The sequence below is a fragment of the Methylobacterium gregans genome, from assembly GCF_022179245.1.
Taxonomy (GTDB): domain Bacteria; phylum Pseudomonadota; class Alphaproteobacteria; order Rhizobiales; family Beijerinckiaceae; genus Methylobacterium; species Methylobacterium gregans.
In genome coordinates, this window is record NZ_BPQM01000025.1 from 21526 (window position 1) to 45043 (window position 23518).

Consider the following 23518-nt stretch of genomic DNA (forward strand, 5'->3'; position numbering starts at 1 on the left):
TCGTTAACAGAGGCTTGAGCCGGTCGGCCGGTCCTTACCCGCCGCCGACATACCCCTGTTGCTCCCCTGCCCCGCTGGAGAGCGTGGGCGCGGTGCCTTAGATCCCCGGCAAGGTTACCCGCACGCGAGGCCGGCCCGCCGTGACCCAGGTTCCAGAGTTCCGCTCGCTCTACCGCCACGGCTTCGCGCGCGTCGCCGCCTGCACCGGCCGCAGCCACCCGGCCGAGCCGGACCGCAACGCCGAGGCGGTGCTGGCGCTCGCCCGCACCTGTCACGCGCGCGGGGCGGCGCTCGCCGTCTTCCCGGAACTCGCGCTGTCGGCCTACGCGATCGAGGATCTGTTCCTGCAGGAGACGCTGCTCGACGCGGTCGAGGAGGCCGCCGGGCGGCTGATCGCGGAATCGGCGCATCTGCGCCCCCTGCTGGTGGTCGGCGCGCCGCTGCGCTGGGGCAACCGGATCTACAACACGGCGCTCGCCATCCAGGGCGGCCGGCTGCTGGGCGTCGTGCCGAAGAGCTACCTGCCGAACTACCGCGAGTTCTACGAGAAGCGCCACTTCGCCTCCGGTGCCGGGATCGCGGGCGAGACCGTGCGGATCGCCGGCTTTGATGCGCCCTTCGGAACCGACCTGCTGTTCGCGGCCGAGGATCTGCCAGGCTTCGTCGTCGGCATCGAGATCTGCGAGGATCTCTGGGTGCCGGACGCCCCCGGGATGCGGGCGGCGCTCCACGGCGCCACGGTGCTGGCCAACCCCTCGGGCAGCCCGATCACGGTGGGCCGGGCGGATGCCCGCGCGCTCCTCACCCGCGCGGCCTCGATGCGGGCCTCCTGCGCCTACGTCTACGCCGCGGCGGGGCAGGGGGAATCGACCACCGACCTCGCCTGGGACGGCCAGACCTCGATCGACGAGGTCGGCGTGCGGCTGGCGGAAGGCGAGCGCTTCCCGCAAGCGCCGGTGGCGACCATCGCCGACATCGACCTCGACCTGCTCGCCCAGGACCGGCGCCAGGCCGGCAGCTTCGACGACAATGCCCGGAGTTCGGCCCGGAGTTCGGCCCGGAGTTCGGCCGAGAGCTCGGCCCACGCCGGATCCGCGGGCGCCCCGCCCTACCGCCGGGTCGCGTTCCGGCTCGATCCGCCGACGGAGGATCTCGGCCTGCTGCGCCGGGTCGAGCGCTTCCCCTTCGTGCCGGCCGAGGCCGACCGCCTCGCGCAGGATTGCTACGAGGCCTACAACATCCAGGTGGCGGGCCTCGCCCAGCGCCTCCAGGCCACCGGCACCAAGCGGGCGGTGATCGGCGTCTCGGGCGGCCTCGACTCGACCCACGCGCTCATCGTCATCGCCAAGGCCTTCGACCAGCTGGGCTACCCGCGCTCCGACATCCTGGCCTACACGATGCCGGGCTTCGCGACCTCGGAGGGCACGAAGTCCAACGCCCACGCCCTGATGCGGGCGATGGGCTGCACGGCCGCCGAGATCGACATCCGCCCGGCCGCGAAGCAGATGCTCGCCGACATGGGCCATCCCTTCGCGAAGGGCGAGGCGGTCTACGACGTCACCTTCGAGAACGTGCAGGCGGGGCGACGCACCGACTACCTGTTCCGGCTCGCCAACCGCCACGGCGGCATCGTGGTCGGCACCGGCGACCTCTCGGAGCTGGCGCTCGGCTGGTGCACCTACGGTGTCGGCGACCAGATGAGCCACTACGCGGTGAACAGCGGCGTGCCCAAGACCCTGATCCAGCACCTGATCCGCTGGGTCATCTCTTCGGGACAACTGGGCGCGGAGGAGAACCGCACGCTCCAGGCGGTGCTCGACACCGAGATCTCGCCCGAGCTCGTGCCGATGGACGCCGACGACACGCCCCAGAGCACGGAGGCGACGATCGGCCCCTACGCGCTGCAGGACTTCAACCTGTTCTACACGCTGCGCTACGGGTTCCGGCCCTCGAAGATCGCGTTCCTGGCGCTCCACGCCTGGGGCGACAGGGAACGAGGCGCCTGGCCGCCGGACTTCCCCGAGGCCAAGCGCGTCGCCTACGATCTGCCGGTGATCCGGCGCTGGCTCGGCGTCTTTCTCACGCGCTTCTTCGGCTTCAGCCAGTTCAAGCGCTCGGCGCTCCCGAACGGCCCGAAGGTCGCGGCCGGCGGCTCGCTCTCGCCCCGCGGCGACTGGCGCGCGCCCTCCGACGCCTCCGCGCGGATCTGGCTCGCCGAGCTGGAGAGAAACGTCCCCGCAAACGAGCCGACATAAACCCGACCGATTGTGCCATTATGGGAACGGTCAAGCCGATTCTTCGCAGCGCACGCGCTGCGGGGCATCGGCTCTGATGCGAGGCGTCGGAACCGACTTATCGCATCGACACCGATCCATCGGATCGGCCCCGATCCAATGGATCGGCCAGAGGGCGGCCAAGCGGAGGACTTCCGATGCGAAGCTACAATCTGTTCCGCCTGAAGAGCGTCGAGGGTCTGTGCTGCGCGGTGCCGGAATCCTGCACCGTTCCGGCCTTCCTCGGCGGCGGGCGCTGGACCTTCGAGGGCAAGCTCGGGACGGAGGACGGGGCGCCGCTCGATTTCGACGGGCGCGCCGCCGACACGGCCGTGCGCTTCAACGGCTTCTATCTCTTCCAGACCGTGGACCGGCGCTACACCGCCTGACGGCATCCGCGAGTCGCGGATCGGGAAAAACGTTCCTTAAGGGCTGCGGTGGCAGGATCGGGCTCGAAACCGATCCTGAGGCGGAGGCGAGATGTCGGCGGAGCATCGCAACGAGGTGCGCCAGCGTGTGTTCCTGAAGGGGCGCATCAGCTTCAACAACGGCGCGTCCTCCATGGACTGCATGGTCCGGGACTTCTCGCCCTCGGGCGCCCGGCTGGCCCTCAGCGAGACCGCGACGCTGCCGGCGAGCTTCGACCTCTACATCCCGCAGAAGGACCGCACCTACCGGGCGACCCTGCGCTGGCGGCGCGAGGACGGCATCGGCGTCACCTTCGCGGAGGAGGCGGCGGCCGCCGCTCCGCCCCCACCGGCCGCTCCCGCCGCGGAGACCGCCGACGCATCCCTGACGGTTCTGCTGCGCCGGATCAGCGAGCTCGAGGCCGAGAACGCGGCGCTCCGGCGGGTTCTCGCCGGCATGGCCCAGGCGGGCGGCACGGCGGCGGCCTGAACCGCCTCCCGCGCCCGCGCCCGCGCCGCCCCTTCAGCCCTTCAGCGCCGCGCGGATCCGCTCCGCGTGCTCGGCCAGCACGGCGTTGTCGGCCATCCCGCCCTCGTGACGCCTGAGCGGGACGCCCTCCCGGCGCGGGATGATGTGGACGTGCAGGTGGAACACCGTCTGCCCGCCCGCCGGCTCGTTGTACTGGAAGACCGTCAGCCCGTCGGCCGCGAAGGCCGCCTTCACGGCCCGCCCCACCCGCTGCACGCTCGCGATCAGCGCGGCGAGCGCCTCCGGCTCCGCGTCGAGCAGGCCCCGTGAGGGCGCCTTCGGGATCACCAGGGTGTGACCCTCGCCCTGGGGCATCACGTCCATGAAGGCCAGGGTGTGGTCGTCCTCGTAGACCCGGTGGGCCGGGATCTCGCCGCGCAGGATCTTGGCGAAGACGTTCTGGGCATCGTAGGCGGGCGTCTCTGCGGACATCGTTGCGGACATTTCGGCTCCGGTCGTCTCCTCGGTTGCCGGGCACGATGCCGAACGGCGTCCGGTCCGTCCACCGCCCGCCGCCCGGAACCTTGGTGGAACCCCGGCGGAACCTTGGCCTCTGTCGGCTCATTCCCGGCTCACCCGACATCGAGACCGGCCCAGCGCCGGCACAGCCAGGACAGACGCGCATGGCCGAGAGCACCGGCGCCATCTACACCGCCGCGGGCGCCAACCTCGCCATCGCGGCGGCGAAGTTCGTGGGCGCCTTCCTCACCGGCTCGACCGCGATGCTGGCCGAGGGCGTCCATTCGGTGGTCGACACCGCCAACCAGCTCCTGTTGCTGGTGGGCCTGAAGCGGGCCAAGCGGCCGGCGGACGCGCGCCACCCCTTCGGCTACGGCCGCGAGATCTACTTCTACGCCTTCGTGGTCGCGCTGATGATCTTCCTCGGCGGCGGCATCTTCGCGATCTACGAGGGCGCGGAGAAGATCATGCACCCCGAGCCGGCGGCCGACGCCACGATCCTCGGCTACCACCTCCCGGGCTTCTGGGTGAACGTGGCGATCCTCGGCTTCGCGATCCTGGCGGAGGGCTATTCCTGCCTCGTCGCCGTGCGGGCCTTCTGGGCCGAGAAGGGCAACCGCTCGCCGATCACCGCGATCCGCCGCAGCAAGGATCCGTCGCTGTTCACGATCCTGGTCGAGGACGTGGCGGCGCTCATCGGCCTCGTGATCGCCTTCACGGGCGTGGTGGCGGCCCATCTCCTCGACATGCCCGCCCTCGACGGCTGGGCCTCGGTCGGCATCGGCCTCGTGCTGATCGGCATGGCGATCTTCCTGATGATCGAGACGCACGGCCTGCTGATCGGCGAGGCGGCCGACCCGGAGGTGGTGGCGCAGATCCGCGAGATCGTGCGGGCCGAGCCCGGCGTGCGCCACGTCAACGAGGTGCTGACCCAGCATCTCGGCCCCGACGACATCCTGGTGAATGTCAGCCTCGACATGGCGGACGACCTCTCGGGCGCCGAGATCGAGAGCGCGGTCACACGCCTCGACCGGACGCTCCGGGAGCGCAACCGCGAGGTGACGCGGGTCTTCATCGAGATCCAGGACCGCCAGGCCTCGGGGCAGGGGGCGGCCGCGGCGGCGTGACGCTTCAACCCTCCCCCCTCTGCGGGGGAGGGAGACCACGTGAGGGGAGGCCCTTCACCCCCGCCCGACCTGCTCCAGGCTCAGCGCCCAGACCCGCTCCTGCACCGCCTCGTCCCGGCTCTCGGGCGACGAGGGCACGTCCCGGCCCCGCGCGAAGTAGCGTCCGCTGACGCCCTCGATCCCGGGGGCGGCGGCGAGGAGCAGGGAGGTGCGGGCGCCCGCCTCGGGTGTCGCGAGGAACGGCCGGATCAGCCCCCAGCCGAAGCCGAGCAGGCCGCCGGTGTTGCGGGCGAAGCCGGAGTTGATCACGCCCGGATGGAGCGCGTTCACGGTGACGGGCCGGCCGGCGAGCCGGCGGGCCAGCGCGTAGGTGAACAGCACGTTGCCGAGCTTGGCCTGCGCGTAGGCCCGGATCGCGCCGTAGCGCCGCGCGCCCTCGATGTCGTCGAAGTCGATATGGCCGCGCTCGTGCGCCCGCGAGGCGACGTTGACGATGCGGGCGGCCGCGCCCGGGCGCCCGGAGGTTGCGAGCAGGTCGAGGAGTTCCAGGGTGAGCAGCACGTAGCCGAGATGGTCGAGGGCCCAGGTGCGCTCGATCCCGTCGACACTCGTCTCCCGCCGATCGAAGATCGCGCCCGCGTTGTTGACCAGCACGTCGAGCCGGTCGTGCGCGCGCCCGATCGCGGCGGCGAGCCGGCGGATCTCGGCCTGGCTCGACAGGTCGGCCTGCCGGGGATCGACGCGCGCGCCCGGAACCGCGGCCCGGATGCGGGCCTCCGCGTCCCGCAGTCGCCCGGCGTCGCGCCCGACCAGGACGAGACCGGCGCCCGCGCGGGCGAGCCCGAGCGCCGTCTCGTAGCCGATGCCGTTCGTCGCCCCCGTGACGAGGCAAGTCCGCCCGGCGAGGGGTGTCACCTCAGAACACCGCCTGCCCGATCGCGAAGGCGATGACCACGATCACGATCGCGACGAGCAGGAACAGGCCGAACAGGATGCGGGCGAGCGACCCGGCGCCCGAGGCGATGCCGGTGAAGCCGAGGCCGCCCGCGATCAGCGAGATCACGAAGCAGATGAGGGCCCATTTCAGAAGGGTCATTGGACGTCGACTCCGCGCGGAGAAACCGAGCGTCAATGCGGAGCAAGCGCGACCGTTCCGCCGGAGCGGACACCCGCGCGGCCTTTCTTCCCAGACGGCGTCGCCGAGCCCGGCACGGCGCGGCAAGATTCCCGAAAGCCTGCTTCGTGAGCGGCCGTTTACCTGAACACGGGTTCAGATTTTCGCGTTAACCTCCAAGAGGATCCCGAAGAGCCATAGTCCATTACATCGAAGGACAAGCACCGGCACAGACAAACAGCCGGGGAGGCAGCAAGCTATGATCAACACTTCTCTTCAGCACTTCTGCAACCATGCCAAGAGCGTCGGCGGGATCTCGGAGGCCGACGTGCGCCGCCTGATGCGCGACGTCCTGCCGGAGGGCATCGGCAGCCGCGAGGAGGCCGACATGCTGATCGCCCTGGAGCGGGCCGTGCCGGCGGACGCCGCCTTCGGCGACTTCCTGATCGCGGCGGTCGTCGATTTCGCGGTCTGGGGCGAGCGTCCCACCGGCCGGATCGAGCGCGAGACCGCCGCCTGGCTCGCCGGCTCCCTCTCCGGCCGCAGCGGCCCGACCCCGGTCGCCGCCCGCATCGCCGTCGAGATCGTGCGCGAGGCCCAGGCCAGCGCCGAGAACCTCACGGCCTTCGCCCTGGCCGCCAACAGCTGGTCGCGCCAGCCGGGCGCTGCGCGCCGTCCGAGCTTCGCGCTGGCCGCCTGAGCGGACCCCGCCTGGCATCCCAGCAGCATCCCGGGAGACCACCCAAAGCACAGCTTCCGTCCGCCGCACATCTGCTTTATCGGGGAATTCGACCGGGCTCCAGAACCCGGATCATCATCCTGGGAAGCAACGGTCCGAGCGGCGCATGTTCGACAAGATTCTGATCGCCAACCGAGGTGAGATCGCCTGCCGCGTCATCAAGACGGCGCGCCGGATGGGCATCAAGACCGTGGCGGTCTACTCGGACGCCGACCGCGACGCCGTCCACGTGGCCATGGCCGACGAGGCCGTCCATATCGGGCCGGCGCCGGCCGCGCAGTCCTACCTGGTGATCGAGAAGATCGTGGAGGCCTGCAGGAAGACGGGCGCGCAGGCGGTGCATCCGGGCTACGGCTTCCTCTCGGAGCGCGAGGCCTTCCCGAAGGCGCTGGCCGAGGCCGGCATCGTCTTCATCGGCCCGAATCCCGGCGCCATCGCCGCAATGGGCGACAAGATCGAGTCGAAGAAGGCGGCGGCCGCCGCCCAGGTCTCGACCGTGCCGGGCTTCCTCGGCGTGATCGAGAGCCCCGAACACGCGGTCAAGATCGCCGACGAGATCGGCTATCCGGTGATGATCAAGGCCTCGGCCGGCGGCGGCGGCAAGGGCATGCGCATCGCCCACTCGGCCGACGAGGTCGCCGAGGGCTTCGCCCGCGCCAAGTCCGAGGCCTCGTCCTCCTTCGGCGACGACCGGGTGTTCGTCGAGAAGTTCATCACCGACCCGCGCCACATCGAGATCCAGGTGATCGGCGACAAGCACGGCAACGTGATCTACCTGGGCGAGCGCGAGTGCTCGATCCAGCGCCGCAACCAGAAGGTCATCGAGGAGGCCCCCTCGCCGCTTCTCGACGCGGAGACCCGGCGCCGGATGGGCGAGCAGGCCGTCGCGCTGGCCAAGGCGGTGAACTACGATTCGGCCGGCACGGTCGAGTTCGTGGCCGGCCAGGACAAGTCCTTCTACTTCCTGGAGATGAACACGCGCCTCCAGGTCGAGCATCCGGTCACCGAGATGATCACCGGCCTCGACCTCGTCGAGCTGATGATCCGGGTGGCAGCGGGCGAGCCGCTCCCGCTGAGCCAGGATCAGGTGAAGCTCGACGGCTGGGCGGTGGAGAGCCGCGTCTACGCCGAGGATCCGACCCGCAACTTCCTGCCCTCGATCGGCCGGCTCACCACCTACCTGCCGCCCGAGGAGGGCCGCCAGGGCCACGCCATCGTGCGCAACGACACGGGCGTGGAGGAGGGCGGCGAGATCGCGATCCACTACGACCCGATGATCGCCAAGCTCGTCACCTGGGCGCCGACCCGCGCGGAGGCGATCGCCGCGCAGGGCGAGGCGCTCGACGCCTTCGCGATCGACGGCATCCGCCACAACATCCCGTTCCTGTCGGCCCTGATGGCGCATCCGCGCTGGCAGGAGGGCCGGCTGTCGACGGGCTTCATCGCCGAGGAGTTCCCCGAGGGCTTCCAGGCCCCCGAGCCCGCGGGCGACGTCGCCCGCCGGATGATGGCGGCCGCGGCGGCGATCGACCACCAGCTCAACCAGCGCAAGCGCGGCATCTCGGGCCAGATGCGCGATCCCGCGCTCCTCCGGTTCGAGCGCGACCGGGTCGTGATCCTGGCAGGCCAGTCCTACCCGGTCACGGTCGATCCGCACGAGGACGGCGTCGTGGTGACGGAGGCGGACGGCGCCGCCCATCTGGTGGCGAGCGACTGGCGCCCCGGCGAGCCGGTCTGGACCGGCACGATCGGCGCGCAGCGCGCCGCGATCCAGGTGCGGGGCCTGCTCAACGGCGTCGCGCTCCAGCACGCGGGCTGCGCCGCCGAGGCCCGGGTCTACACGCGGCGCGAGGCGGAGCTCGCCGCCCTGATGCCGGTGAAGGAGCAGGCGGGCTCGGGCAAGCAGGTGCTCTGCCCGATGCCCGGCCTCGTGAAGCAGATCCTGGTGAACGAAGGCCAGGAGGTGAAGAACGGCGAGCCGATCGCCGTGGTCGAGGCGATGAAGATGGAGAACGTGCTGCGCGCCGAGCGCGACGCCACGGTCTCGAAGATCCACGCCAAGGAGGGCGACAGCCTCGCGGTCGACGCTGTGATCCTCGAATTCGCCTGACGCCGCCCGTCCGGGTATGGGGGTCGCATGCCCCTTTACTTCGCCTACGGCGCCAACATGGACGCCGCCGCCATGGCCCTGCGCTGCCCGGCCTCGTGCCTCGTCGGCCGGGCGGAGCTGCGCCGCCACCGCTTCATCATCATGCGCGAGGGCTACGCCTCCGTGGTGCGCGATCCCGGCCGCTCGGTCTGGGGCGTGCTCTGGGAGCTGGCGCTCGCCGACGTACCGGCGCTCGACCGCTACGAGGGCGTCTCGGGCGGGCTCTACGTGAAGGCCTACCAGCCGGTGGCGGCGGTGGGCGGCGTCAAGCGGGCGCTGATCTATCTCGGCCGCAGCGCGACGCCCGGCGTGCCGCGGCCGGGCTATCTCGAGGCCGTCGCGGCCGCGGCCGGGGCCGCGCAGCTGCCCGCCGCCCATATCCGCGAGATCCGGGGCTGGCAGCGCGGCGCGCCGGCCTGAGCCTCAGGGCGCGGCGGCCGACGCGGGCCGCACCGCCTTGCCGTCGCGCAGGCCGCCCACCAGCGCATCGAGGCTGCCGGCATCCCCGGAGAAGCCCGCCTCGTCGAGGATCGCTCCGAGGATCGGGCTGTTGTACTGGTAGCGCAGCAGGTGGCCCGACAGGCTGTCGCCGAAGCTCGCCGAGGCCGCACCGGTGCCTGCCCCCATCATCCCGCCCGCGTCGAAGATGCGGATCGAGTCGATCTTCTCCACCGCCCGCATGCTCTCACGCAGCGCGTCCGGGATGATGCCGAGGCGCTTGAGCCCGGTCTCGTAAGCGCGCGCCTCCGGCGAGAGGGCGTTGCGGGCCTCGTTCATCACCCGCTCGCGCTCGGCCTCGGCCCGGCCGAGCTTCGCGATAGCCTCGGCCTTCGAGGCGGCGGCAATCGCCTCGGCCTCCGCGAGGGTGGTGATGGCGTTGGCCCGGTCCTCCGCCGCCCGGCGCTCGGCCTCCGCCGTGACGGTGATGCCGGTGGCCTCGCGCTCCGCCTCGCGCTTGGCCGCGATCACCGTGACCTCGCGCTCGCGCTCGGCGATCTCCTTGGCCTTGGCGGTGGCGACCCGCTCCTCGGCCGCGACCGCCAGCGCCTCGGCGGCCTTGGCGGCGGCGAGCGCCTCCGACTGCTTCTGCGAGCGCTCGGCGATCCGGATGGCGTTGTCCTGCAGCACGAGTTGGCGCTCGCGCTCGGACTCGGCGTTGCGCTGGGCGATGGCGAGGTCGGCCGCGATGCGGGCGCTCTCGGAGTTCTGGCGCGCCTCGGCCTCGCGCTGGCGCACCGCCTGCTCGCGCTCGATCCGGGCGGTCTCCTCGCTCTGCTGGGCGCGCTGCTCGGCCTGGGCGGTCTCGGCCCGGGTCTCGGCGGTCTTGTTGGCGATGTCGCGCTCCTGGGCGAGCTCGGCCTCGCGGGTGGCGCGCCGGATCTCGAGCTGGCGCAGCGCCGCCTCGCGGTCCTTCTCGGCCACCGCCACCTCGGCGTCGCGCTCGGTGGCGTTGCGCTCCTTGCGGCGCTGCTCGGTGATCTCCTTGAGCCGGGCGAGGCCTTCCGCGTCGAAGGAATTGTCGGGGTTGAAATGCTCGATCGCGGTCTGGTCGAGGCGGGTCAGCGAGGCGGATTCGAGTTCCAGCCCGTTGTGGCGCAGGTCGCCCGAGACCGCCTCCTGCACGCCCTTCACGAAGGCGGCGCGCTGCTCCTGCAGGTCGGGCAGGCTCATGCCGGCGGCGACCGCGCGGAGCGCGTCGACGAACTTCGCCTCGATCAGCTCGCGCAGCAGGTTGGCGTCGTTGGTGCGCTCGCCCAGCGTCTGGGCGGCGAGCGCGATCGATTCCTCGCGCGGCTCAACGCGCACGTAGAACTCGACCGTGATGTCGGCGCGCAGCCGATCCTTGGTGATCAGCGACTCGTTGCCGGACCGCTTCACCTCCAGCCGCAGGGTGTTGAGGTTCACCAGGGCGATGGAGTGGAAGACCGGCAGCAGCACCGTGCCGCCGTCGACCACCACCTTGCGGCCGCCGAGGCCCGTGCGCACGAAGGCGGTGTCGCGCGTGGTGCGCCGGTAGAGCCGGCCGAACACGAAGCCGATGCCGAGCAGCGCGACGACGAGGATGCCGGCGATCACCAGGAGGTTGATGAGACCGGGGCTGATCATGTCCATCGGGAACGAGCCTTCGCGGGTGGGTAAGCGGTTCAGAGGTCCGGCGCGGCCGGGATCGCGACGAAGACGCCGTCCGCCCGGTCGACCAGCAGCACCCGGGCGCCGGCCGGCATGGCGGGGGCGTCCGGAGCGGCGCGGGCGCGCAGGAGATGCGGGTTGCCGTGCCGGTCGAGCGCCCGAACCTGCCCGGGCAGGCCCTGGTCGAGAGGCCCGAGCGTCACCTCGGCGATCGCGCCCACGAGGTCGTCGGCGGAGACCGCGTAGCTCTCGTCGCGCGGGATCAGGCGAGCCAGCACCCGGGTCGAGACCCTGAGCACCGGCAGGGCGGCGGCGCCCGCGGCCAGCACGGCGAGCGGCACCGGCAGGGGCGCGACGAGCGCGGCGGCCAGCCCCTGCAGGGCGAAGCCGGCGAGCGCGAAGGCGGCGAGCCCCAGGATCAGCAGGATCAGAAAGGGTACCCGGCCGACATTGAGCCACGACAGCAACGCGGCGGGCGAGAGGGCCCCGTGCGCGTGGGCCGTCCCCACCGGACCGTCCACGGCATTGTCCAGCCCGGCGTCCTGCCCAAGCGCGCCATCGACCAACGCCGAGGCGGAGTGCCCGACGAGGAGCGACAGGACCTCGACCAGAACGAGACCGGCCATCACCGCGGCGGCGAGGCTGAAGGGGAAGAGCGCCGGCCCGGCGAGCGCGCTCACGCGGGCAGGCCCCCCTTCAGCGCGGCGAGCCGCCGCTCGATGGCATCGTCCCGGTGCAGGCGGTCGAGCTCCTCGACCGAGGGGTCGGCGACCGCGCCGGCGGTGCCGGTCGCCCGGTCGATGGCGCGCAGCGACCGGGCGAGGCGCTCCGCGCGGCCCGCCTCCTCGCCGTAGCCGGCGAGCGTGTCGGCCGCCTTCGGGTCGGTTCCCCCGGCGGGGGGCTTGCGCAGCAGGGCGATCCGGTGCTCGGCGTCGCGCCGGGCAGCGCCCGCCGCCTGCAGGGCCTTGGCGGCCGCCGCGTGGCGCTCGGCGACGTCACCGAGGCTCGAATCGATCGCCTCGATCTGGCTCTCGAGGTCGAGCTGCCGACTGATCCCGGCACGCGCCAGATCCTCGCGCCCGCTCGCCAGCGCGAGCTCCAGCTTCTCGGGGAGCGCGGAGAGCTCCCCGTCGAGCTGACCGCGTCGGGCACCGAGCCGGTGCTCCTCCGCCTTGATCCGGCCGAGGTCGAGCCGGGCCTCGTGGATCACGGCGTCGATCTCGCGGAGCGCCTGCTCGGCCACCGCGAGGCCGTTGCGGTCCTCGACAGCCTCCAGGGCCGCGTTGGAGAGGCCGCCGATGATCCGGCCGACGCGGGTCAGGATGGTCTCGGGCATGGTGCGGATCTCCTTCGGGTTCGGGGCCGGATGCGTGGGCATGACGGGGACGCCCACCACGAGGGTGATGTCGTCCCCCGCGATCGTGAGGCGGGCGGCGGAGAGCTCGCGCCAGGGACCGTCGTAGCCCTCGACGCGGTAGGGCATGCTGCGCCGGCCGCAGAGCGTGGTCAGGGTGATCTCGGCGGCGCCCTTGAGGCTGAACAGCTTCCCGTCGAGGGGCAGCGCGCTGACCTGCTGCGGGTCGAGATCCGCCGGTTGCCGGGCGAAGTCGCGGATACCCAGCGTGACGAGGCGAGCGGGCAGGCCGGTCTCGTCGCGCACGCGCTGGTAGCCGTGCGCGATCAGCGCGACGACGTTGGCGCCGAGGCCGTGCGTGCGGCGGATCTCGTCCAGGATGACCAGCATGCGCCGGTAGGCGGCCAGCAGCGCCCGGACCGCGTCGCGATCCGCCGGCTGCGGCAGCAGCCGGTAAGTCAGGCGAGAGGGCAGGGCCTGCGACCGGGTCATGCAGGGAATGTTAAGATACCGCCGCGGTGTTTTTCAACTTTACCCGCTATAGACGCGTGCCGAACCGCACGCGAAGACAGTGTTCAGGCTGGACCGGCGCCTGGATGCGGTCGATCTCGGACTCGCCTGTCATCGCCGAAGATCGTGAAATCCGGACGACAGCCCAGGCAGGACCCGGCATGGGAGGCGGAGCCGGCACGGCGGCGGACCGCACGGCGCGGGCGCCCGAGGCAGCCGTGGATCCGTCTGAAGCCGGGGCACCCGTGATGAAGGTCGCGTTGGCCTGACCATTCGCGAAGGCTTCGCTGGCGAGCTCGCGCGGCTGATCGAAGCTCCGTCCGGCAGCCGCGCGGTTCTCGGCACGAACGGCGCCACCCACGATCTGCACCTGGATGCTGTCGCCGGTGTCGAAGCCCGTGATCAGGTCGGAGGTCGACGCCGTGATGCCCGAGTCGCCGGCCGCGAAGGCGAAGGTGTCGTTGCCGGCACCGCCCGTGAGGGTCTCGGGGAAGCCCACCGCGCCGCCCTCGAAATCGCCCGTCAGGTTGATCGAGACGGCGAAGCGGCGGTGCGCGGTCAGGCCCTGGCCGTTGTCCCGGTGCGGGCGGAAATGGCCGGCGTCCTCGGCCGCGGGATCGATGCCGACGCCGAAGAAGCTCGCGCGGGAATCGTCCAAGCGGGCGCGCTCCCGCAGGGCCGTCCCCAGGGCCGCGGTCGCCAGCGGAGCCGAAGAAGCAGAGCACGATGTAGCGGCCCGCCAGGGTGTCGATGGCGAAGCCGGCCGCCCTTGCGCGCGGGGGCGACCTGCGGGAACAGGTCTCCCAGGCCGAAGGGCGAGGGGGAGCCGCCGGCCCTGTCGGGACCTCCCGCGGGGCCAGGGCGCGTGGCCGGGGTGCGTGGCGGCGCAAGCCCTTGACCGGTGGCGCACGGCATGGTGTTTCGGCCGCGGCAACCGGCCCCGTAGCTCAGCTGGATAGAGCAGCCGCCTTCTAAGCGGCAGGTCGTAGGTTCGAGCCCTACCGGGGTCGCCACTCTATTTTTGGCACCCTTGCGCCGGCGAACCCAGTCGATCCGAAAAAAGAACGCTCCACAAGGCGATATAAACTCAAGAAGTCCATTTCATCCGATTCATGTTCTCCTGATGATCCCGACCCCGCGCAGGGGACGGCCTCACGCATCTCCCCGGTCGATCGGCCGCGCCCGCACGTAGCCGCGCGATATCAGGCGGTCGCGGCGGAGCGAGCGACGCTCCGCCTCGGCCAGGTCCGCGAGCGCGTCGGATACGGCCCGGACGAGGGCCGCCCAGGTGTCGCCGCCGGCCGCGCACGCGTAGGCCGCGGCAATCCGCTCGGCCTCGGATGCCCCTTCGTCCACAACCAGACCGTGCATCCGCGCCTCCCACATGATAGAACATTTAGAGAACAAACACGGTGGACGGGCGCGGCACAATCCGGGCCGCGCCAGTTTCGCCCACCGCTGTGAACATCTGTGGACGACGAGGCGAAAGACGAATGCGGGCTGGCACTTACCGCTTCCACTGCACGGACGGCGCGCACGCGGTGCTCGACCTCTCCGGCCGGTACCTGCGGGCGCGGGACGACCTGCGCGCGGAGGCCGCACGGGCGGCGCGCGCGATCATGGACCGTGTCGCCGGGCGGCTCGACTGGTCGGCCTGGATCGTTGACGTGCACGACGCCGCGGGGCGGCGCGCGCTCACCCTGACCTTCGCGGACGCCGCCCGCCCGCGGGCGGCCTGAGAGGAGACATCATGGCACACAGGAAGCTGTCCGCGTCCGAGACGAAGGCGCGGGATCTGGGGCTGGCGCTCGCCCGCATCGCGGAGAGCGAGGGCCTGCCGGCGGCGGTCGGCGTCGACCGGCTCCGGCAGGCGAGCCCGCGGCTCACGCCGCTCGCGGTCGGGCAGATGGTGCGCAAGCACCGGGATCTCGTGGACGCCACCCTGGCCGAGCGCGGCCTGTCGCTCGCCGACTACGCCGACCAGGGGCCGGGGCTCGGGATGACGTTCACGATTGAGCAGGCGTGAGCGCGTCGCCGGGCCCGGGAAGGGAGATCGACGCCCTTGGGTCTCGACGCCCTTGAGCCCGCGCGCCTGGCTCGTCGCGGAGGGGCCCGTTACGGAAAGAAGGCGTCGACGCCGGCGGTGGCCCCGCCCGGGCGCTGCGGAACCACCACGCTCTGCAGGGGCCGCATCGTCTCGGTCTCGCTCGGCCCCGTCAGGCCCGGCTCGACGCGAGGCCCCGTATCACCGAGGGCGATGAGCGCGGTGGCGGCAAGGCCGAGGCCGCCAAGCAGGAACGCCGTCCGGTGCGACACGCCCCAGCCGCGCAGCAGCACCGCCACGGTCAGGGAGATCGCCGCGAGGCCGATGATCTGATGGGGCAAGGCGGGAGGTCCGGGCCGGCGCTCGGGTGCGGCGCGCGCCGCTCATAGCCGCGGCCGGCTCGCCTGCCGATGCGTAGCGATCCGCAGGCGAGGCGGGGAACCACCCGCCGAACGGCCCCGTGCGCTCTGACCTGAAAAGCTCTCAGCCGATCGCCACGCCGGTGAGCACGTCCGCCGCGCGCCGCACCTCGGCGACGATCATCTCCTCGCTCTCCGAGCCGCCGGCCATGTCGGCCAGGAGGACGGAGACGTCCCGCTTCACGTCCTCGCGGATCTCCGGGTTCTCCTCGGACAGGCGCCCGATCAGGACGCCCAGGACGATCTCCAGCGCGGCGATCTTCGCGTGGAGGCGCGAGGCATCGTCGAGCGGGTCGTCCTGGGGCGCGTCGCGGTCGCTGCTCATGCCTGTCTCCTTGCGTCTGTCCGGGTCGGTTCGGCCCGGAACGGCCTACGCGAAGGACGACCGGCAGACCACCGGGCCGGCGGAGCCGATCTCAGTAGGGATGCGACCGGCGCGTGCGGAGCAGGTCGAGGACGGCGATCCCCAGCGGCGGCAGGATCAGCAGCAAGGCGAAGACGAGGCCCACGGTTCGGCACCCTCCATCCGGTCACTCCTGATCAATGCGCCGCCCGGCATCCGGTTCGGCCCGATCCGGGAACCGACCGGAGATCGGCCACCGATCGGCACCCTGGACGTGCCGGTCAGGCGATGCCGGGGCCGCGGTCCTCGCCCACGATCTCGAGGGTGCGCAGCACCGCCATGCCGACCATCTCGGCATCGACGGCGCCCTCCGGCGTCGCCGGCATCACGGCAACCGCCTCGACCACCTCGCCGGCCTCGGGGCCGAGCACGACCCTGAGCACCGGCCCCTCCGGCGCGTCCGCGTCCTCGACGAGGCCGACCCGGTAACCGCCCGCGTGGCCGAGGAGGCGCAGCAGCTGCGCCGTCTCGGTGGGCGCGGGCGCCCCGGATCGGGGGCCGGATCGCGAGCCGGCTTGGGTCGTGCGGCTACCGAAGGTCGGGCGGATGACGTTGTCCATCCGCCGCTTGTAGCGCGAAAGCCGCGTCCGCGCGCGGCCCTGGCCGCATGACGGCGGCGCGGGGGCCGCCCCTGGAACCGCGGCGTCAGCGCGCTTCCGTCCAGGGCGTGACGGAGCTCGTCAGGATCTCGGCGCCCGGGTCGGTGCCGAGATCCGCCAGCGCGCCGTCCGCGTCCGGCTCCAGCCGGTCGAGGACGAAGGCCGCGGCCATCACGGCGACGGCGACGAAGAGGTACAGGGAGGCGGAGATCACGATCCGCCGCAGCAGGTCCCGAGACAGGTTCCGGCCCTCGCGCGATGACGACGCGCCCGTCCTGGCGGACATCCTGGGCGGTCTCGTGGCGGGCGACACATCGGGAAACGGAAAAAGCGCGCGGGGCCCCGCCTCAGGCCGCCTCCGCGTCCGCGTCGAGATCGCGCCCGCGCGTCTCCGGCAGCATCAGGGCGGCCACCGTTCCGACCACGCTGAAGGCCGCGAGATAGTAGGCCGGGGCCAGACGGTCGCCGCTGGCGTCGATCAGCCAGTTGACGAGATAGTTCGTGCTGCCGCCGAAGATCGAGACCGAGAGGGCGTAGACGATCGACAGCCCGGCGCTGCGCACCGCCCGCGGCAGGGATTCGGGGATGCCCACGATGATCGCCGCCGCGTTGATCGAGGAGAGGGCGGAGAGCAGGAAGGTGACGGCGTAGACGGCGAGCGCCGTGCCCTCGCGGGCCATCCACCAGAAGGCCGGCACGGCGAGCACCAGGATCGCGACCCGCGGCCAGATCATCACCGGGCGCCGCCCCACCCGGTCGGCGAGGTAGCCGCCGAGCAGCGGGAACAGCACCGAGGCGAGGCCGAGCGCGATCGGCACCGCGCTCGACACGGTCTCGGTCAGCCCCAGCGTCGCGCCCGCATAGACCGGCATGTTGGTGCCGACCGCGTTCGAGACGGTCGAGGCCGCGATCACCACGAAGGTGAGGGCGAGGAGCCGGCCGTGCTCGGCGACGAGGCGGCGCACCACGCCCAGCGTGCTGGCGGCCGCCGCCGGGTCCTGCCCCTCGCCCGCCGTCTCCGGCAGGTGGCTGCGGATGACGAGGCCGACCGGGATCACCGCGAGGCCGAGGCCGAACATCAGGCGCCAGCCCCACGCGGCCATGGCCTGGTCCCCGACCGTGAGGGCGAGCGCCGTGGCGACGAGGCCCGCGAACAGGGCGGCGCAGCCCTGGCTGGCGATCTGCCAGCTCGCCACGAAGCCGCGGCGGCGGGGGGGCGCGGCCTCCAGCAGGAAGGCGGTGGCGGGCCCGACCTCGCCGCCGAGGGCCAGCCCCTGGATCAGCCGGCCGGCGACCACGACGACCTGCGCCCAGCCGCCGATCTGCGCGTAGGTCGGGCAGGCCGCCAGCATCAGCATGCCGAGGGCCATCAGCCCGATGGTGATCAGCATGGCGGGCTTGCGCCCGGCCCGGTCGGCGAAGGCGCCGATCAGCACGCCGCCGATGGGGCGCATCACGTAGCCGGCCCCGAACAGGGCGAGCGAGGCGAGCAGGCTGTGGGTCGGGTCCTGGGCCGGGAAGAAGGCCTCGCCGATCGCCTTGGCGAAGAAGGCGTAGACCGTGAAGTCGTAGAATTCGAGGGCGTTGCCGAGCACCACCGCCGCCACGGCCTTGCGGCCGAGGGCCGGACGGGGCGCGGGATGCGGCGGGGTGTGGGGAGGGGCGTGCGTCGCCGCGGTCGAGGCCATCCGGATCCTTCCGTCGTTCCGGCGGGCTTTGTAGGGCCGCGGACGGAGCGCGACAGCCCGGCCGGACGCGGCCCAGGGCTGCGCGACGGCGGGAGGGGAGCCGCCCCCCTCGCGGTTCGGCGGCCCGCCCGCTACACTCGGGCGAAGGCCGCGACGGACAGCCGACGATCCATGCCGACGATCTACGAGGCGCACAGCTTCGCCGCGCTCGCCCATGCGGGCCAGCTCGACAAGCGCGGGCAGCCCTATATCCGCCACCTGGAGCGGGTCGCGAACCGCGCCCTCGCCCGGGCCGGGCACGCCCGCAGCGTCGACCGCCTCGACGTCGACCCGCAGGCCGTGATGCAGGTGGCGCTGCTGCACGACGTGCTGGAGGATACCCCCCGCGAGGCCGCGGATCTGCGGGCGGCGGGCTTCCCCGAGGCGGTGATCGCGGCGGTGCGCGTGCTGACCAAGCCCGCGGTGCCGATCCCCTATCCGGAGCGGATCGACGGGGTGATCGCGAGCCGCGACCTCATGGCGATCCTCGTGAAGATGTCCGACAACGAGGACAACCTCGCGCCCGACCGGGAGCTGCCGGAGGCGGGCTTCCTGCGCGAGCGCTACGCCGCCTCCTTCGCCCGCCTCAGGGAGGCGGCCGGGGCCCTCGGCTACACCGGACCCTGAGCCGCATGGCGCGTTTCGACCGGGACCGCTTCGCCAAGTGCCGCGCTCTGATGGAGAGCGGCGCGACCGCGGGCGAGCGCGCGGCCGGGGCCGCGGCGGCCGCCCGGATCGCCGCGGCGGCGGGCCTGAGCCTCGCCGAGGCGCTGCGGCTGACGGGGGGAGGGCCGGCCCGCGAGGCGCCGAGGGGCCCGCCGCGCGAGCCGCCGCCCCGCCGACCGCGCCCCTGGGAGACGCCGCCTCTGCGCACCGACCCGATCGGCCTCGACGAGATCCTGGCCCAGAAGGCGCGAACCGAGGCCCACCGCAAGCGCAAGGCCGCCCGCGCCGCCGCGGCCCGGCGGGCGGACCTCGTCGCCGAGGCGGCCGAGCGCGCGGCCCTGCGGGAGGCGCAGGAGGCGCGCGACCGGGCCTGGGCGGAGGCGCGCGGGAAGACGGTCTGAGCGCGGGCGCAACCGTCGCCTGCGCGCGGGCCGGGATGCCTGCGCGCGGTGCCGGGTCTATGGAGACCGCGACAGAGCGTGGGCGCAACCGCCCGGAGGACCCGCAATGGAAGAGCTGGACATCGTCGTCGTCGGAGGCGGCATGGTCGGCCTCGCCTCGGCCCTCGCGCTCGGCGAGCGCGGCCTCTCGGTGGCCCTCGTCGATCCGGGCGAGGCGCGGGCGCGCACCTCCTACGGCAATGCGGGCGTGCTGAGCCGCGGCTCGATCTTCCCGATGGCCGGTCCCGCGCTCTGGCCGAAGTTGCCGGCCTACCTGCGCAACGCCGACAGCGCCCTGCGGGTCAGGCACGCCCACCTGTTCCGGGTGGTGCCCTGGGGGCTGCACTTCCTGGCCGCGGCGCGGGAGTCGCGCTGGCGGCGGGCGGCCGCGGCGCTCGTGCCGCTCACCACCGCCGCCTATCCGGCCCACGAGCGCCTCGCGGAGCGCGCCGGGACGCGCGCGTGCCTGCGCCGCTCCGGCTGGCTGAAGCTCTACCGCACGGAGGCCGCCTTCGCGGGCGCGGCGCTGGAGCGGACGATCCTCGCCGAGCACGGCGTCTCGCTGGAAATCGTCGACGGCGCGGGTTTGCGCGACCTCGAGCCCGCCCTGGTGCGCCCCTACGCGCGGGCGATGCTGCTCCCCGAGACCGCCGCGCTCAGCGAGCCCGGCGCCCTGGTGGAGGCCTGCGAGCGGCTCTTCGCGGAAACCGGCGGGCACTACCTGCGGGGCGCCGTCACGGCGCTCGTCCCGGAAGCGGACGGCTGGCGGGTCGCCTATGCGGGCGGGACGCTCCGGGCCCGGCAGGTCGTGGTGGCGGCGGGCGCCGCCTCGGCCGAGATCCTGCGGCCGCTGGGCTACCGCTTCGCCTTCGCGGCCGAGCGCGGCTACCACCGGCACTACGCCCTGCACCCGGACAGCCCGCCGCTGACGCGCCCCGTGCTCGACACGGGCGCCGGCTCGATCATCGCCCCGATGGGGGAGGGGCGGGTGCGGGTGCTCTCGGGCGTCGAGCTGAACGCCCGCCACGCCGCGCCGGACCACCGGCAGATCGAGGCGGCGGCGCGGGAGGCGGCCGGAACGCTGCGCCTCGGCGGCCCGCTGGACAACCAGCCCTGGATGGGCTCGCGCCCCTCGACGCCGGACGGGATGCCGGTGATCGGCCGGGCGCCGCGCCATCCCGGCCTGATCCTCGCCTTCGGCCACGGCCATATCGGCCTCTCCACCGGGCCGATCACCGGCCAACTCGTGGCCGACCTCGCCACCGGCGCCGAGCCCGCTGTGCCGCTCGCGCCCTTCGCCCCCGACCGCCTGCTGCGCCGGCCGCGCCTGTGATCCTGGGATCCCCAAGGGGCGAGCCCCTTGGGCGGGGTCCCGGGGCAGGGCCCCGGGATTGGCCTCTCCGTCCCGGCTCCGCCGGGTCGGAGAGGCCAAATGCAGGGTTCCACCCTGCACCCGCCAAAGGTCCCGACCTTTGGAAACCAGGACCCGCCGCGCCTTTTCCGGCCGGTGCGGCGTTGACTCCGAGCAAAGCGTGGCCGTAGCTGGCCGGGACGGTTCCCTTCGGGGATCAAAAGGGAACGCGGTGAGGGCTTGTCGCCCGATGCCGCGGCTGCCCCCGCAACTGTGAGCGGCGAGCCTTCCGCCACCATGTCACTGGGCCCCGGCCCGGGAAGACGGTGAGACGGCAACGACCCGCGAGCCAGGAGACCTGCCGTCAGCCGTGGTCACACGCGAAACGCGCCGGGCGGGGTGTCCTGGCGGGTGTCGAGGCACCGCCAGGCCCAAGGGGAGCATGCCCGTGGGGCGGCGGAAGCCCAGACCTCGTTCGCGGTGACGTGCCACAAGGCCGCCCGCGCCCGCCGATGCTCGCCGTCGCCCCGTTCCCGTCCGCCCTGCCGGATCGCGCGCCCCGTTCCCGGGATCGCGCCGCCCTGCCGCCGCGCCGGGCCCAGGGTTGCAACATTGTTACGAACGACGATTGTAACAATGTTACATCCGCGATAGAGCCGTCGTCGGGGCGCCGCCGCGCCCGGACCGCCGAACCCGCATCATGCCCAGACTCCCCCATCACGCCCGCCGCCGGTGGGCCGTGCCCGCGCGCGCGCTCCCGTTCCTCCTTCTGCCGCTGACGGGCGCCCAGGCCCAGGACCGCGCCGCCCAAGACCGCGCCGCCCAGGACCGCGCCGCCCGGGATCCCGCCATCCTCGACCGCGTCGTGCTCGACCAGATCTCGGTCGAGGGCACTGGCGTCTCGGCGACGCGCGCCGACCCGGTCGGCCTCAACCTGCGCACCCCCGACCGGGGCGCGAGCCGCCTCGGCCTGACGCCCCTGGAGACGCCCGCCAGCCTCGACATCGTGGCGGGCGAGACCGCGCGCCTGCGCGGCCAGAACACGGTCGCCGAGGCGGTGACGCAGGACGCCACCGGCATCACCACCATCGCGGCGCCCGGCAACGGCAACGGCGCCTTCACGGCCCGCGGCTTCGCGGGGCCGAACTCGGTCCAGCAGCTCTACGACGGCACCCGCCTCTATGTCGGCGCCAACACCGTCACCTTCCCGTTCGACACCTGGAACGTCGAGCGCATCGAGGTGCTGCGCGGCCCCGCTTCGGTGCTCTACGGCGACGGCGCCATCGGCGGCGTGATCAACGTGGTGCCGAAGAAACCCGGCTTCGTGCCGATCAACGCGGGCCGCGCCGTGATCGGCAGCGACGGCGTCGCCCGCCTCGCCCTCGATTCCGGCGGCGCGATCGGCCAGGCCGCGTTCGGCGACACCTTCGCCTACCGGCTCAACGTCAGCGGCAACCGCGGCGACGGCTGGGTCTCGCCGATGGGGGATTTCCGCAGCCTCGCGGTCTCGGGCGCGCTGCTGTTCCGGCCGAGCGCGGACCTCGCCGTCACGCTCTCCCACGATCTCGGCTACCAGGAGCCCGAGCGCTACTGGGGCACGCCGCTGGTCGCGGGCAGGATCCCGGACCGGATCCGGTTCAACAACTACAACGTCCGCGACGCGAAGATCACCTGGGCGGACAACTGGACCCAGCTCAAGACCGAGTGGACGCCCTCGGCCGACGTCACGATCCGCAACACCGCCTACCGGCTGACCTCGCGCCGGCACTGGCTCGACGTGGAGCAGTACAGCTTCAACCGCGCCACCGGCCTCGTCGACCGGGGCGACTACCTGGAGATCTACCACAGCCAGGAACAGGTCGGTAACCGCTTCGACGCCGCCTTCCGGGGCAGCCTGTTCGGCTTCCGCAACGAATTCCTGGCGGGGTTCGACGTCAACCACATCGGCTTCCGCCACACCAACAACTTCACTTTCGACACGTCCGACAGCGTGCCGCTCGTCGGCTACGACCCGGGCTTCTTCCCCCGGGACGGGCGGGCGCGACCGGCCTACGCGACCGACACCGCACAGGCCTCGGTCTTCGCCGAGAACCGGTTGATCCTCTCCGACCGGCTCTCGTTCCTCGGCGGCGTGCGCTTCGACGCGCCGACCCTGCACCGGCAGGACCTCGTGACGGGGGACACCTTCGAGAAGACCTACCGCTCGCTCGGCTACCGCTTCGGCCTCGTCTTCAACCCGACGCCCGACACGGCCCTCTATGCGCAAGTTGCGACAGCGACGGACCCGGTCGGCAGCCTGATCACCCTGTCGCAGTCGCTGGCCGGCTTCCGGCTCGCCACGGGGCGGCAGGTCGAGGTCGGCGCCAAGGGCATCGCGCTCGACGGCGCCCTCGACTGGACGCTGGCCGGCTACCGCATCGTGAAGGACGACCTGATCTCGCGCCTGCCCGGCAGCGCCGCGGCCGGCGTGCAGGTCGGCAGCCAATCCTCCACGGGCGTGGAACTCGCCGCGGCCCTGCGGCTCCCCGACGGCTGGCGGCTGGAGGGCAACCTCGCGCTCCTGCGGGCGCAGTACGAGGACTTCACGCAGGTCGTGAACGGGCAGGCGGTGTCCTACGCAGGCAACCAGCCGATCGACGTGCCCGAGCGCGTGGCCAATCTCTGGGCAACGTACGCCTTCGCCCGCGACTGGGAGGCGCGGGTCGGGGTGCAGAATGTCGGCACGGTGTTCAGCGATTTCGGCAACACCGCGCGCCGTCCGGCCTACAACCTCGTCAATCTCGGGCTCGACCATCAGGTCACGCCGGATTCGCGGCTGTCGTTGCGCGTCTACAACCTGTTCGACCGGGTCTACGCGATCTCGGGCAACGCGGTCGGCGGGGTCGGCAGCAACTGGCTGCTCGGGCGCCCGCGCTCGGTCGAGGTCGCCTACAGCGTGGCGTGGTAGGGGGCGCCCGCGGACGCCCCGCGAAAGGCGGGCCCGCCGCGGCCGTGCCGGGCGGGCCCGAAGTCTGCTCCGAGCCCGCAGCTTAGCGCGCGGCTCCGGGTGCGCCACGGCGCGGAAGGCTTAAGCCCGGC

General features: G+C 72.7%; 26 protein-coding genes, 1 tRNA gene and 1 riboswitch. Of the genes, 14 read left to right on the forward strand and 13 right to left on the reverse strand.

Going from position 1 to position 23518, the window contains the following annotated elements; genetic code table 11:
* Positions 1 to 140: 140 nt before the first annotated feature.
* The 3 genes from MFF54_RS05580 (at position 141) to MFF54_RS05590 (ending at position 3170) form a co-directional block, all read left to right on the forward strand.
* Entirely contained in the window at positions 141 to 2255 is a 2115-nt protein-coding gene (locus tag MFF54_RS05580; protein ID WP_238301631.1) for an NAD(+) synthase, read from the forward strand.
* Positions 2256 to 2431: 176 nt separating this feature from the next.
* Positions 2432 to 2662 (forward strand): hypothetical protein, encoded by a 231-nt coding sequence (locus MFF54_RS05585; protein WP_238301632.1) that lies wholly within the window; start codon positions 2432 to 2434, stop codon positions 2660 to 2662.
* Between the two features lie 91 nt (positions 2663 to 2753).
* On the forward strand, positions 2754 to 3170 hold the full coding sequence (locus MFF54_RS05590) for a PilZ domain-containing protein (RefSeq protein ID WP_238301633.1): 417 nt from the start codon (positions 2754 to 2756) through the stop codon (positions 3168 to 3170).
* A gap of 33 nt (positions 3171 to 3203) precedes the next feature.
* On the opposite strand, the gene MFF54_RS05595 is transcribed toward MFF54_RS05590, so the two are convergent.
* On the reverse strand, positions 3204 to 3641 hold the full coding sequence (locus MFF54_RS05595; RefSeq protein ID WP_238301634.1) for an HIT family protein: 438 nt from the start codon (positions 3639 to 3641) through the stop codon (positions 3204 to 3206).
* 191 nt (positions 3642 to 3832) lie between these two features.
* On the opposite strand from MFF54_RS05595, the gene MFF54_RS05600 reads away from it, so the two are divergent.
* Positions 3833 to 4795 carry a cation diffusion facilitator family transporter gene (locus MFF54_RS05600; RefSeq protein WP_238301635.1) on the forward strand — a complete coding sequence of 321 codons (963 nt, stop codon included), beginning with the start codon at positions 3833 to 3835 and terminating at the stop codon, positions 4793 to 4795.
* Between the two features lie 54 nt (positions 4796 to 4849).
* Here the strand turns inward: MFF54_RS05600 and MFF54_RS05605 are convergent, their stop codons facing one another.
* Positions 4850 to 5710, reverse strand: coding sequence for an SDR family NAD(P)-dependent oxidoreductase (locus tag MFF54_RS05605; RefSeq protein WP_238301636.1), 861 nt, complete (start codon positions 5708 to 5710; stop codon positions 4850 to 4852).
* Position 5711: 1 nt separating this feature from the next.
* Positions 5712 to 5891, reverse strand: a complete 180-nt coding sequence (locus tag MFF54_RS05610) for a DUF1328 domain-containing protein (RefSeq protein ID WP_066927931.1) — start codon at positions 5889 to 5891, stop codon at positions 5712 to 5714.
* Between the two features lie 277 nt (positions 5892 to 6168).
* Here MFF54_RS05610 and MFF54_RS05615 point away from each other — a divergent pair, with 277 nt between their 5' ends.
* The 3 genes from MFF54_RS05615 to MFF54_RS05625 all read left to right on the forward strand — a co-directional run bounded on the left by MFF54_RS05615 (position 6169) and on the right by MFF54_RS05625 (position 9217).
* Complete coding sequence (locus MFF54_RS05615; protein ID WP_238301637.1) at positions 6169 to 6609, forward strand: hypothetical protein; 441 nt, start codon at positions 6169 to 6171, stop codon at positions 6607 to 6609.
* 145 nt (positions 6610 to 6754) lie between these two features.
* Complete coding sequence (locus MFF54_RS05620; protein ID WP_238301638.1) at positions 6755 to 8758, forward strand: acetyl-CoA carboxylase biotin carboxylase subunit; 2004 nt, start codon at positions 6755 to 6757, stop codon at positions 8756 to 8758.
* 27 nt (positions 8759 to 8785) lie between these two features.
* Positions 8786 to 9217, forward strand: coding sequence for a gamma-glutamylcyclotransferase family protein (locus MFF54_RS05625; RefSeq protein WP_238301639.1), 432 nt, complete (start codon positions 8786 to 8788; stop codon positions 9215 to 9217).
* 3 nt (positions 9218 to 9220) lie between these two features.
* Here the strand turns inward: MFF54_RS05625 and MFF54_RS05630 are convergent, their stop codons facing one another.
* From MFF54_RS05630 to MFF54_RS05645, 4 genes are read right to left on the reverse strand one after another with little or no spacing between them, the layout of a single operon-like run.
* Positions 9221 to 10909 (reverse strand): flotillin family protein, encoded by a 1689-nt coding sequence (locus tag MFF54_RS05630; RefSeq protein ID WP_238301640.1) that lies wholly within the window; start codon positions 10907 to 10909, stop codon positions 9221 to 9223.
* 32 nt (positions 10910 to 10941) lie between these two features.
* Positions 10942 to 11607 carry an OB-fold-containig protein gene (locus tag MFF54_RS05635; RefSeq protein ID WP_283206254.1) on the reverse strand — a complete coding sequence of 222 codons (666 nt, stop codon included), beginning with the start codon at positions 11605 to 11607 and terminating at the stop codon, positions 10942 to 10944.
* Positions 11604 to 12773, reverse strand: coding sequence for a PspA/IM30 family protein (locus MFF54_RS05640; RefSeq protein WP_238301641.1), 1170 nt, complete (start codon positions 12771 to 12773; stop codon positions 11604 to 11606). The genes MFF54_RS05635 and MFF54_RS05640 overlap by 4 nt, the downstream gene beginning before the upstream one ends.
* Before the next feature lie 46 nt (positions 12774 to 12819).
* Positions 12820 to 13449 (reverse strand): hypothetical protein, encoded by a 630-nt coding sequence (locus MFF54_RS05645; RefSeq protein ID WP_238301642.1) that lies wholly within the window; start codon positions 13447 to 13449, stop codon positions 12820 to 12822.
* 278 nt (positions 13450 to 13727) lie between these two features.
* On the opposite strand from MFF54_RS05645, the gene MFF54_RS05650 reads away from it, so the two are divergent.
* Positions 13728 to 13804, forward strand: a tRNA-Arg gene (locus MFF54_RS05650).
* A 139-nt stretch (positions 13805 to 13943) separates the two neighbouring features.
* Here the strand turns inward: MFF54_RS05650 and MFF54_RS05655 are convergent.
* Complete coding sequence (locus tag MFF54_RS05655) at positions 13944 to 14162, reverse strand: hypothetical protein (protein ID WP_238301643.1); 219 nt, start codon at positions 14160 to 14162, stop codon at positions 13944 to 13946.
* Positions 14163 to 14284: 122 nt separating this feature from the next.
* Between MFF54_RS05655 and MFF54_RS05660 the strand changes: the two genes are divergently transcribed.
* Both MFF54_RS05660 and MFF54_RS05665 read left to right on the forward strand, forming a co-directional pair.
* Positions 14285 to 14530 (forward strand): DUF6894 family protein, encoded by a 246-nt coding sequence (locus MFF54_RS05660; RefSeq protein WP_238301644.1) that lies wholly within the window; start codon positions 14285 to 14287, stop codon positions 14528 to 14530.
* A gap of 11 nt (positions 14531 to 14541) precedes the next feature.
* Positions 14542 to 14817 carry an adenylosuccinate synthase gene (locus MFF54_RS05665; protein WP_238301645.1) on the forward strand — a complete coding sequence of 92 codons (276 nt, stop codon included), beginning with the start codon at positions 14542 to 14544 and terminating at the stop codon, positions 14815 to 14817.
* 89 nt (positions 14818 to 14906) lie between these two features.
* Here MFF54_RS05665 and MFF54_RS05670 read toward each other — a convergent pair whose 3' ends face one another.
* From MFF54_RS05670 to MFF54_RS05690, 5 genes are all read right to left on the reverse strand, one after another.
* Positions 14907 to 15176 (reverse strand): hypothetical protein, encoded by a 270-nt coding sequence (locus tag MFF54_RS05670; RefSeq protein WP_238301646.1) that lies wholly within the window; start codon positions 15174 to 15176, stop codon positions 14907 to 14909.
* A gap of 142 nt (positions 15177 to 15318) precedes the next feature.
* The gene (locus MFF54_RS05675) at positions 15319 to 15579 is read right to left on the reverse strand and encodes a hypothetical protein (RefSeq protein ID WP_238301647.1); all 261 of its coding nucleotides are present in this window, start codon (positions 15577 to 15579) and stop codon (positions 15319 to 15321) included.
* Positions 15580 to 15878: 299 nt separating this feature from the next.
* Complete coding sequence (locus tag MFF54_RS05680) at positions 15879 to 16217, reverse strand: hypothetical protein (RefSeq protein WP_238301648.1); 339 nt, start codon at positions 16215 to 16217, stop codon at positions 15879 to 15881.
* Between the two features lie 85 nt (positions 16218 to 16302).
* Positions 16303 to 16542, reverse strand: a complete 240-nt coding sequence (locus tag MFF54_RS05685; RefSeq protein ID WP_238301649.1) for a hypothetical protein — start codon at positions 16540 to 16542, stop codon at positions 16303 to 16305.
* 61 nt (positions 16543 to 16603) lie between these two features.
* A complete protein-coding gene (locus MFF54_RS05690) occupies positions 16604 to 17944 on the reverse strand; it encodes an MFS transporter (protein WP_238301650.1) in 1341 nt (446 codons plus the stop codon).
* Positions 17945 to 18115: 171 nt separating this feature from the next.
* Between MFF54_RS05690 and MFF54_RS05695 the strand changes: the two genes are divergently transcribed.
* From MFF54_RS05695 to MFF54_RS05710, 4 genes are all read left to right on the forward strand, one after another.
* Entirely contained in the window at positions 18116 to 18610 is a 495-nt protein-coding gene (locus MFF54_RS05695; RefSeq protein WP_238301651.1) for a phosphohydrolase, read from the forward strand.
* A 5-nt stretch (positions 18611 to 18615) separates the two neighbouring features.
* Positions 18616 to 19050, forward strand: a complete 435-nt coding sequence (locus MFF54_RS05700; RefSeq protein ID WP_238301652.1) for a hypothetical protein — start codon at positions 18616 to 18618, stop codon at positions 19048 to 19050.
* Between the two features lie 106 nt (positions 19051 to 19156).
* Positions 19157 to 20422: an NAD(P)/FAD-dependent oxidoreductase gene (locus MFF54_RS05705; RefSeq protein ID WP_238301653.1), complete on the forward strand. Its 1266-nt coding sequence runs from the start codon at positions 19157 to 19159 to the stop codon at positions 20420 to 20422.
* A gap of 204 nt (positions 20423 to 20626) precedes the next feature.
* Positions 20627 to 20820, forward strand: a riboswitch (cobalamin riboswitch).
* A 320-nt stretch (positions 20821 to 21140) separates the two neighbouring features.
* Complete coding sequence (locus tag MFF54_RS05710) at positions 21141 to 23387, forward strand: TonB-dependent receptor (RefSeq protein WP_238301654.1); 2247 nt, start codon at positions 21141 to 21143, stop codon at positions 23385 to 23387.
* Positions 23388 to 23518 lie beyond the last annotated feature (131 nt).

What these genes read in the sequence shown, in the direction of transcription:
- MFF54_RS05585 (WP_238301632.1), top strand. Translation starts at nt 2,432, where the DNA reads ATGCGAAGCTACAATCTGTTCCGCCTGAAGAGCGTCGAGGGTCTGTGC.
- MFF54_RS05590 (WP_238301633.1), top strand. Translation starts at nt 2,754, where the DNA reads ATGTCGGCGGAGCATCGCAACGAGGTGCGCCAGCGTGTGTTCCTGAAG.
- MFF54_RS05595 (WP_238301634.1), bottom strand. Translation starts at nt 3,641, where the DNA reads ATGTCCGCAGAGACGCCCGCCTACGATGCCCAGAACGTCTTCGCCAAG.
- MFF54_RS05600 (WP_238301635.1), top strand. Translation starts at nt 3,833, where the DNA reads ATGGCCGAGAGCACCGGCGCCATCTACACCGCCGCGGGCGCCAACCTC.
- MFF54_RS05610 (WP_066927931.1), bottom strand. Translation starts at nt 5,891, where the DNA reads ATGACCCTTCTGAAATGGGCCCTCATCTGCTTCGTGATCTCGCTGATC.
- MFF54_RS05615 (WP_238301637.1), top strand. Translation starts at nt 6,169, where the DNA reads ATGATCAACACTTCTCTTCAGCACTTCTGCAACCATGCCAAGAGCGTC.
- MFF54_RS05620 (WP_238301638.1), top strand. Translation starts at nt 6,755, where the DNA reads ATGTTCGACAAGATTCTGATCGCCAACCGAGGTGAGATCGCCTGCCGC.
- MFF54_RS05625 (WP_238301639.1), top strand. Translation starts at nt 8,786, where the DNA reads ATGCCCCTTTACTTCGCCTACGGCGCCAACATGGACGCCGCCGCCATG.
- MFF54_RS05630 (WP_238301640.1), bottom strand. Translation starts at nt 10,909, where the DNA reads ATGGACATGATCAGCCCCGGTCTCATCAACCTCCTGGTGATCGCCGGC.
- MFF54_RS05640 (WP_238301641.1), bottom strand. Translation starts at nt 12,773, where the DNA reads ATGACCCGGTCGCAGGCCCTGCCCTCTCGCCTGACTTACCGGCTGCTG.
- MFF54_RS05655 (WP_238301643.1), bottom strand. Translation starts at nt 14,162, where the DNA reads ATGCACGGTCTGGTTGTGGACGAAGGGGCATCCGAGGCCGAGCGGATT.
- MFF54_RS05660 (WP_238301644.1), top strand. Translation starts at nt 14,285, where the DNA reads ATGCGGGCTGGCACTTACCGCTTCCACTGCACGGACGGCGCGCACGCG.
- MFF54_RS05665 (WP_238301645.1), top strand. Translation starts at nt 14,542, where the DNA reads ATGGCACACAGGAAGCTGTCCGCGTCCGAGACGAAGGCGCGGGATCTG.
- MFF54_RS05675 (WP_238301647.1), bottom strand. Translation starts at nt 15,579, where the DNA reads ATGAGCAGCGACCGCGACGCGCCCCAGGACGACCCGCTCGACGATGCC.
- MFF54_RS05680 (WP_238301648.1), bottom strand. Translation starts at nt 16,217, where the DNA reads ATGGACAACGTCATCCGCCCGACCTTCGGTAGCCGCACGACCCAAGCC.
- MFF54_RS05685 (WP_238301649.1), bottom strand. Translation starts at nt 16,542, where the DNA reads ATGTCCGCCAGGACGGGCGCGTCGTCATCGCGCGAGGGCCGGAACCTG.
- MFF54_RS05690 (WP_238301650.1), bottom strand. Translation starts at nt 17,944, where the DNA reads ATGGCCTCGACCGCGGCGACGCACGCCCCTCCCCACACCCCGCCGCAT.
- MFF54_RS05695 (WP_238301651.1), top strand. Translation starts at nt 18,116, where the DNA reads ATGCCGACGATCTACGAGGCGCACAGCTTCGCCGCGCTCGCCCATGCG.
- MFF54_RS05700 (WP_238301652.1), top strand. Translation starts at nt 18,616, where the DNA reads ATGGCGCGTTTCGACCGGGACCGCTTCGCCAAGTGCCGCGCTCTGATG.
- MFF54_RS05705 (WP_238301653.1), top strand. Translation starts at nt 19,157, where the DNA reads ATGGAAGAGCTGGACATCGTCGTCGTCGGAGGCGGCATGGTCGGCCTC.
- MFF54_RS05710 (WP_238301654.1), top strand. Translation starts at nt 21,141, where the DNA reads ATGCCCAGACTCCCCCATCACGCCCGCCGCCGGTGGGCCGTGCCCGCG.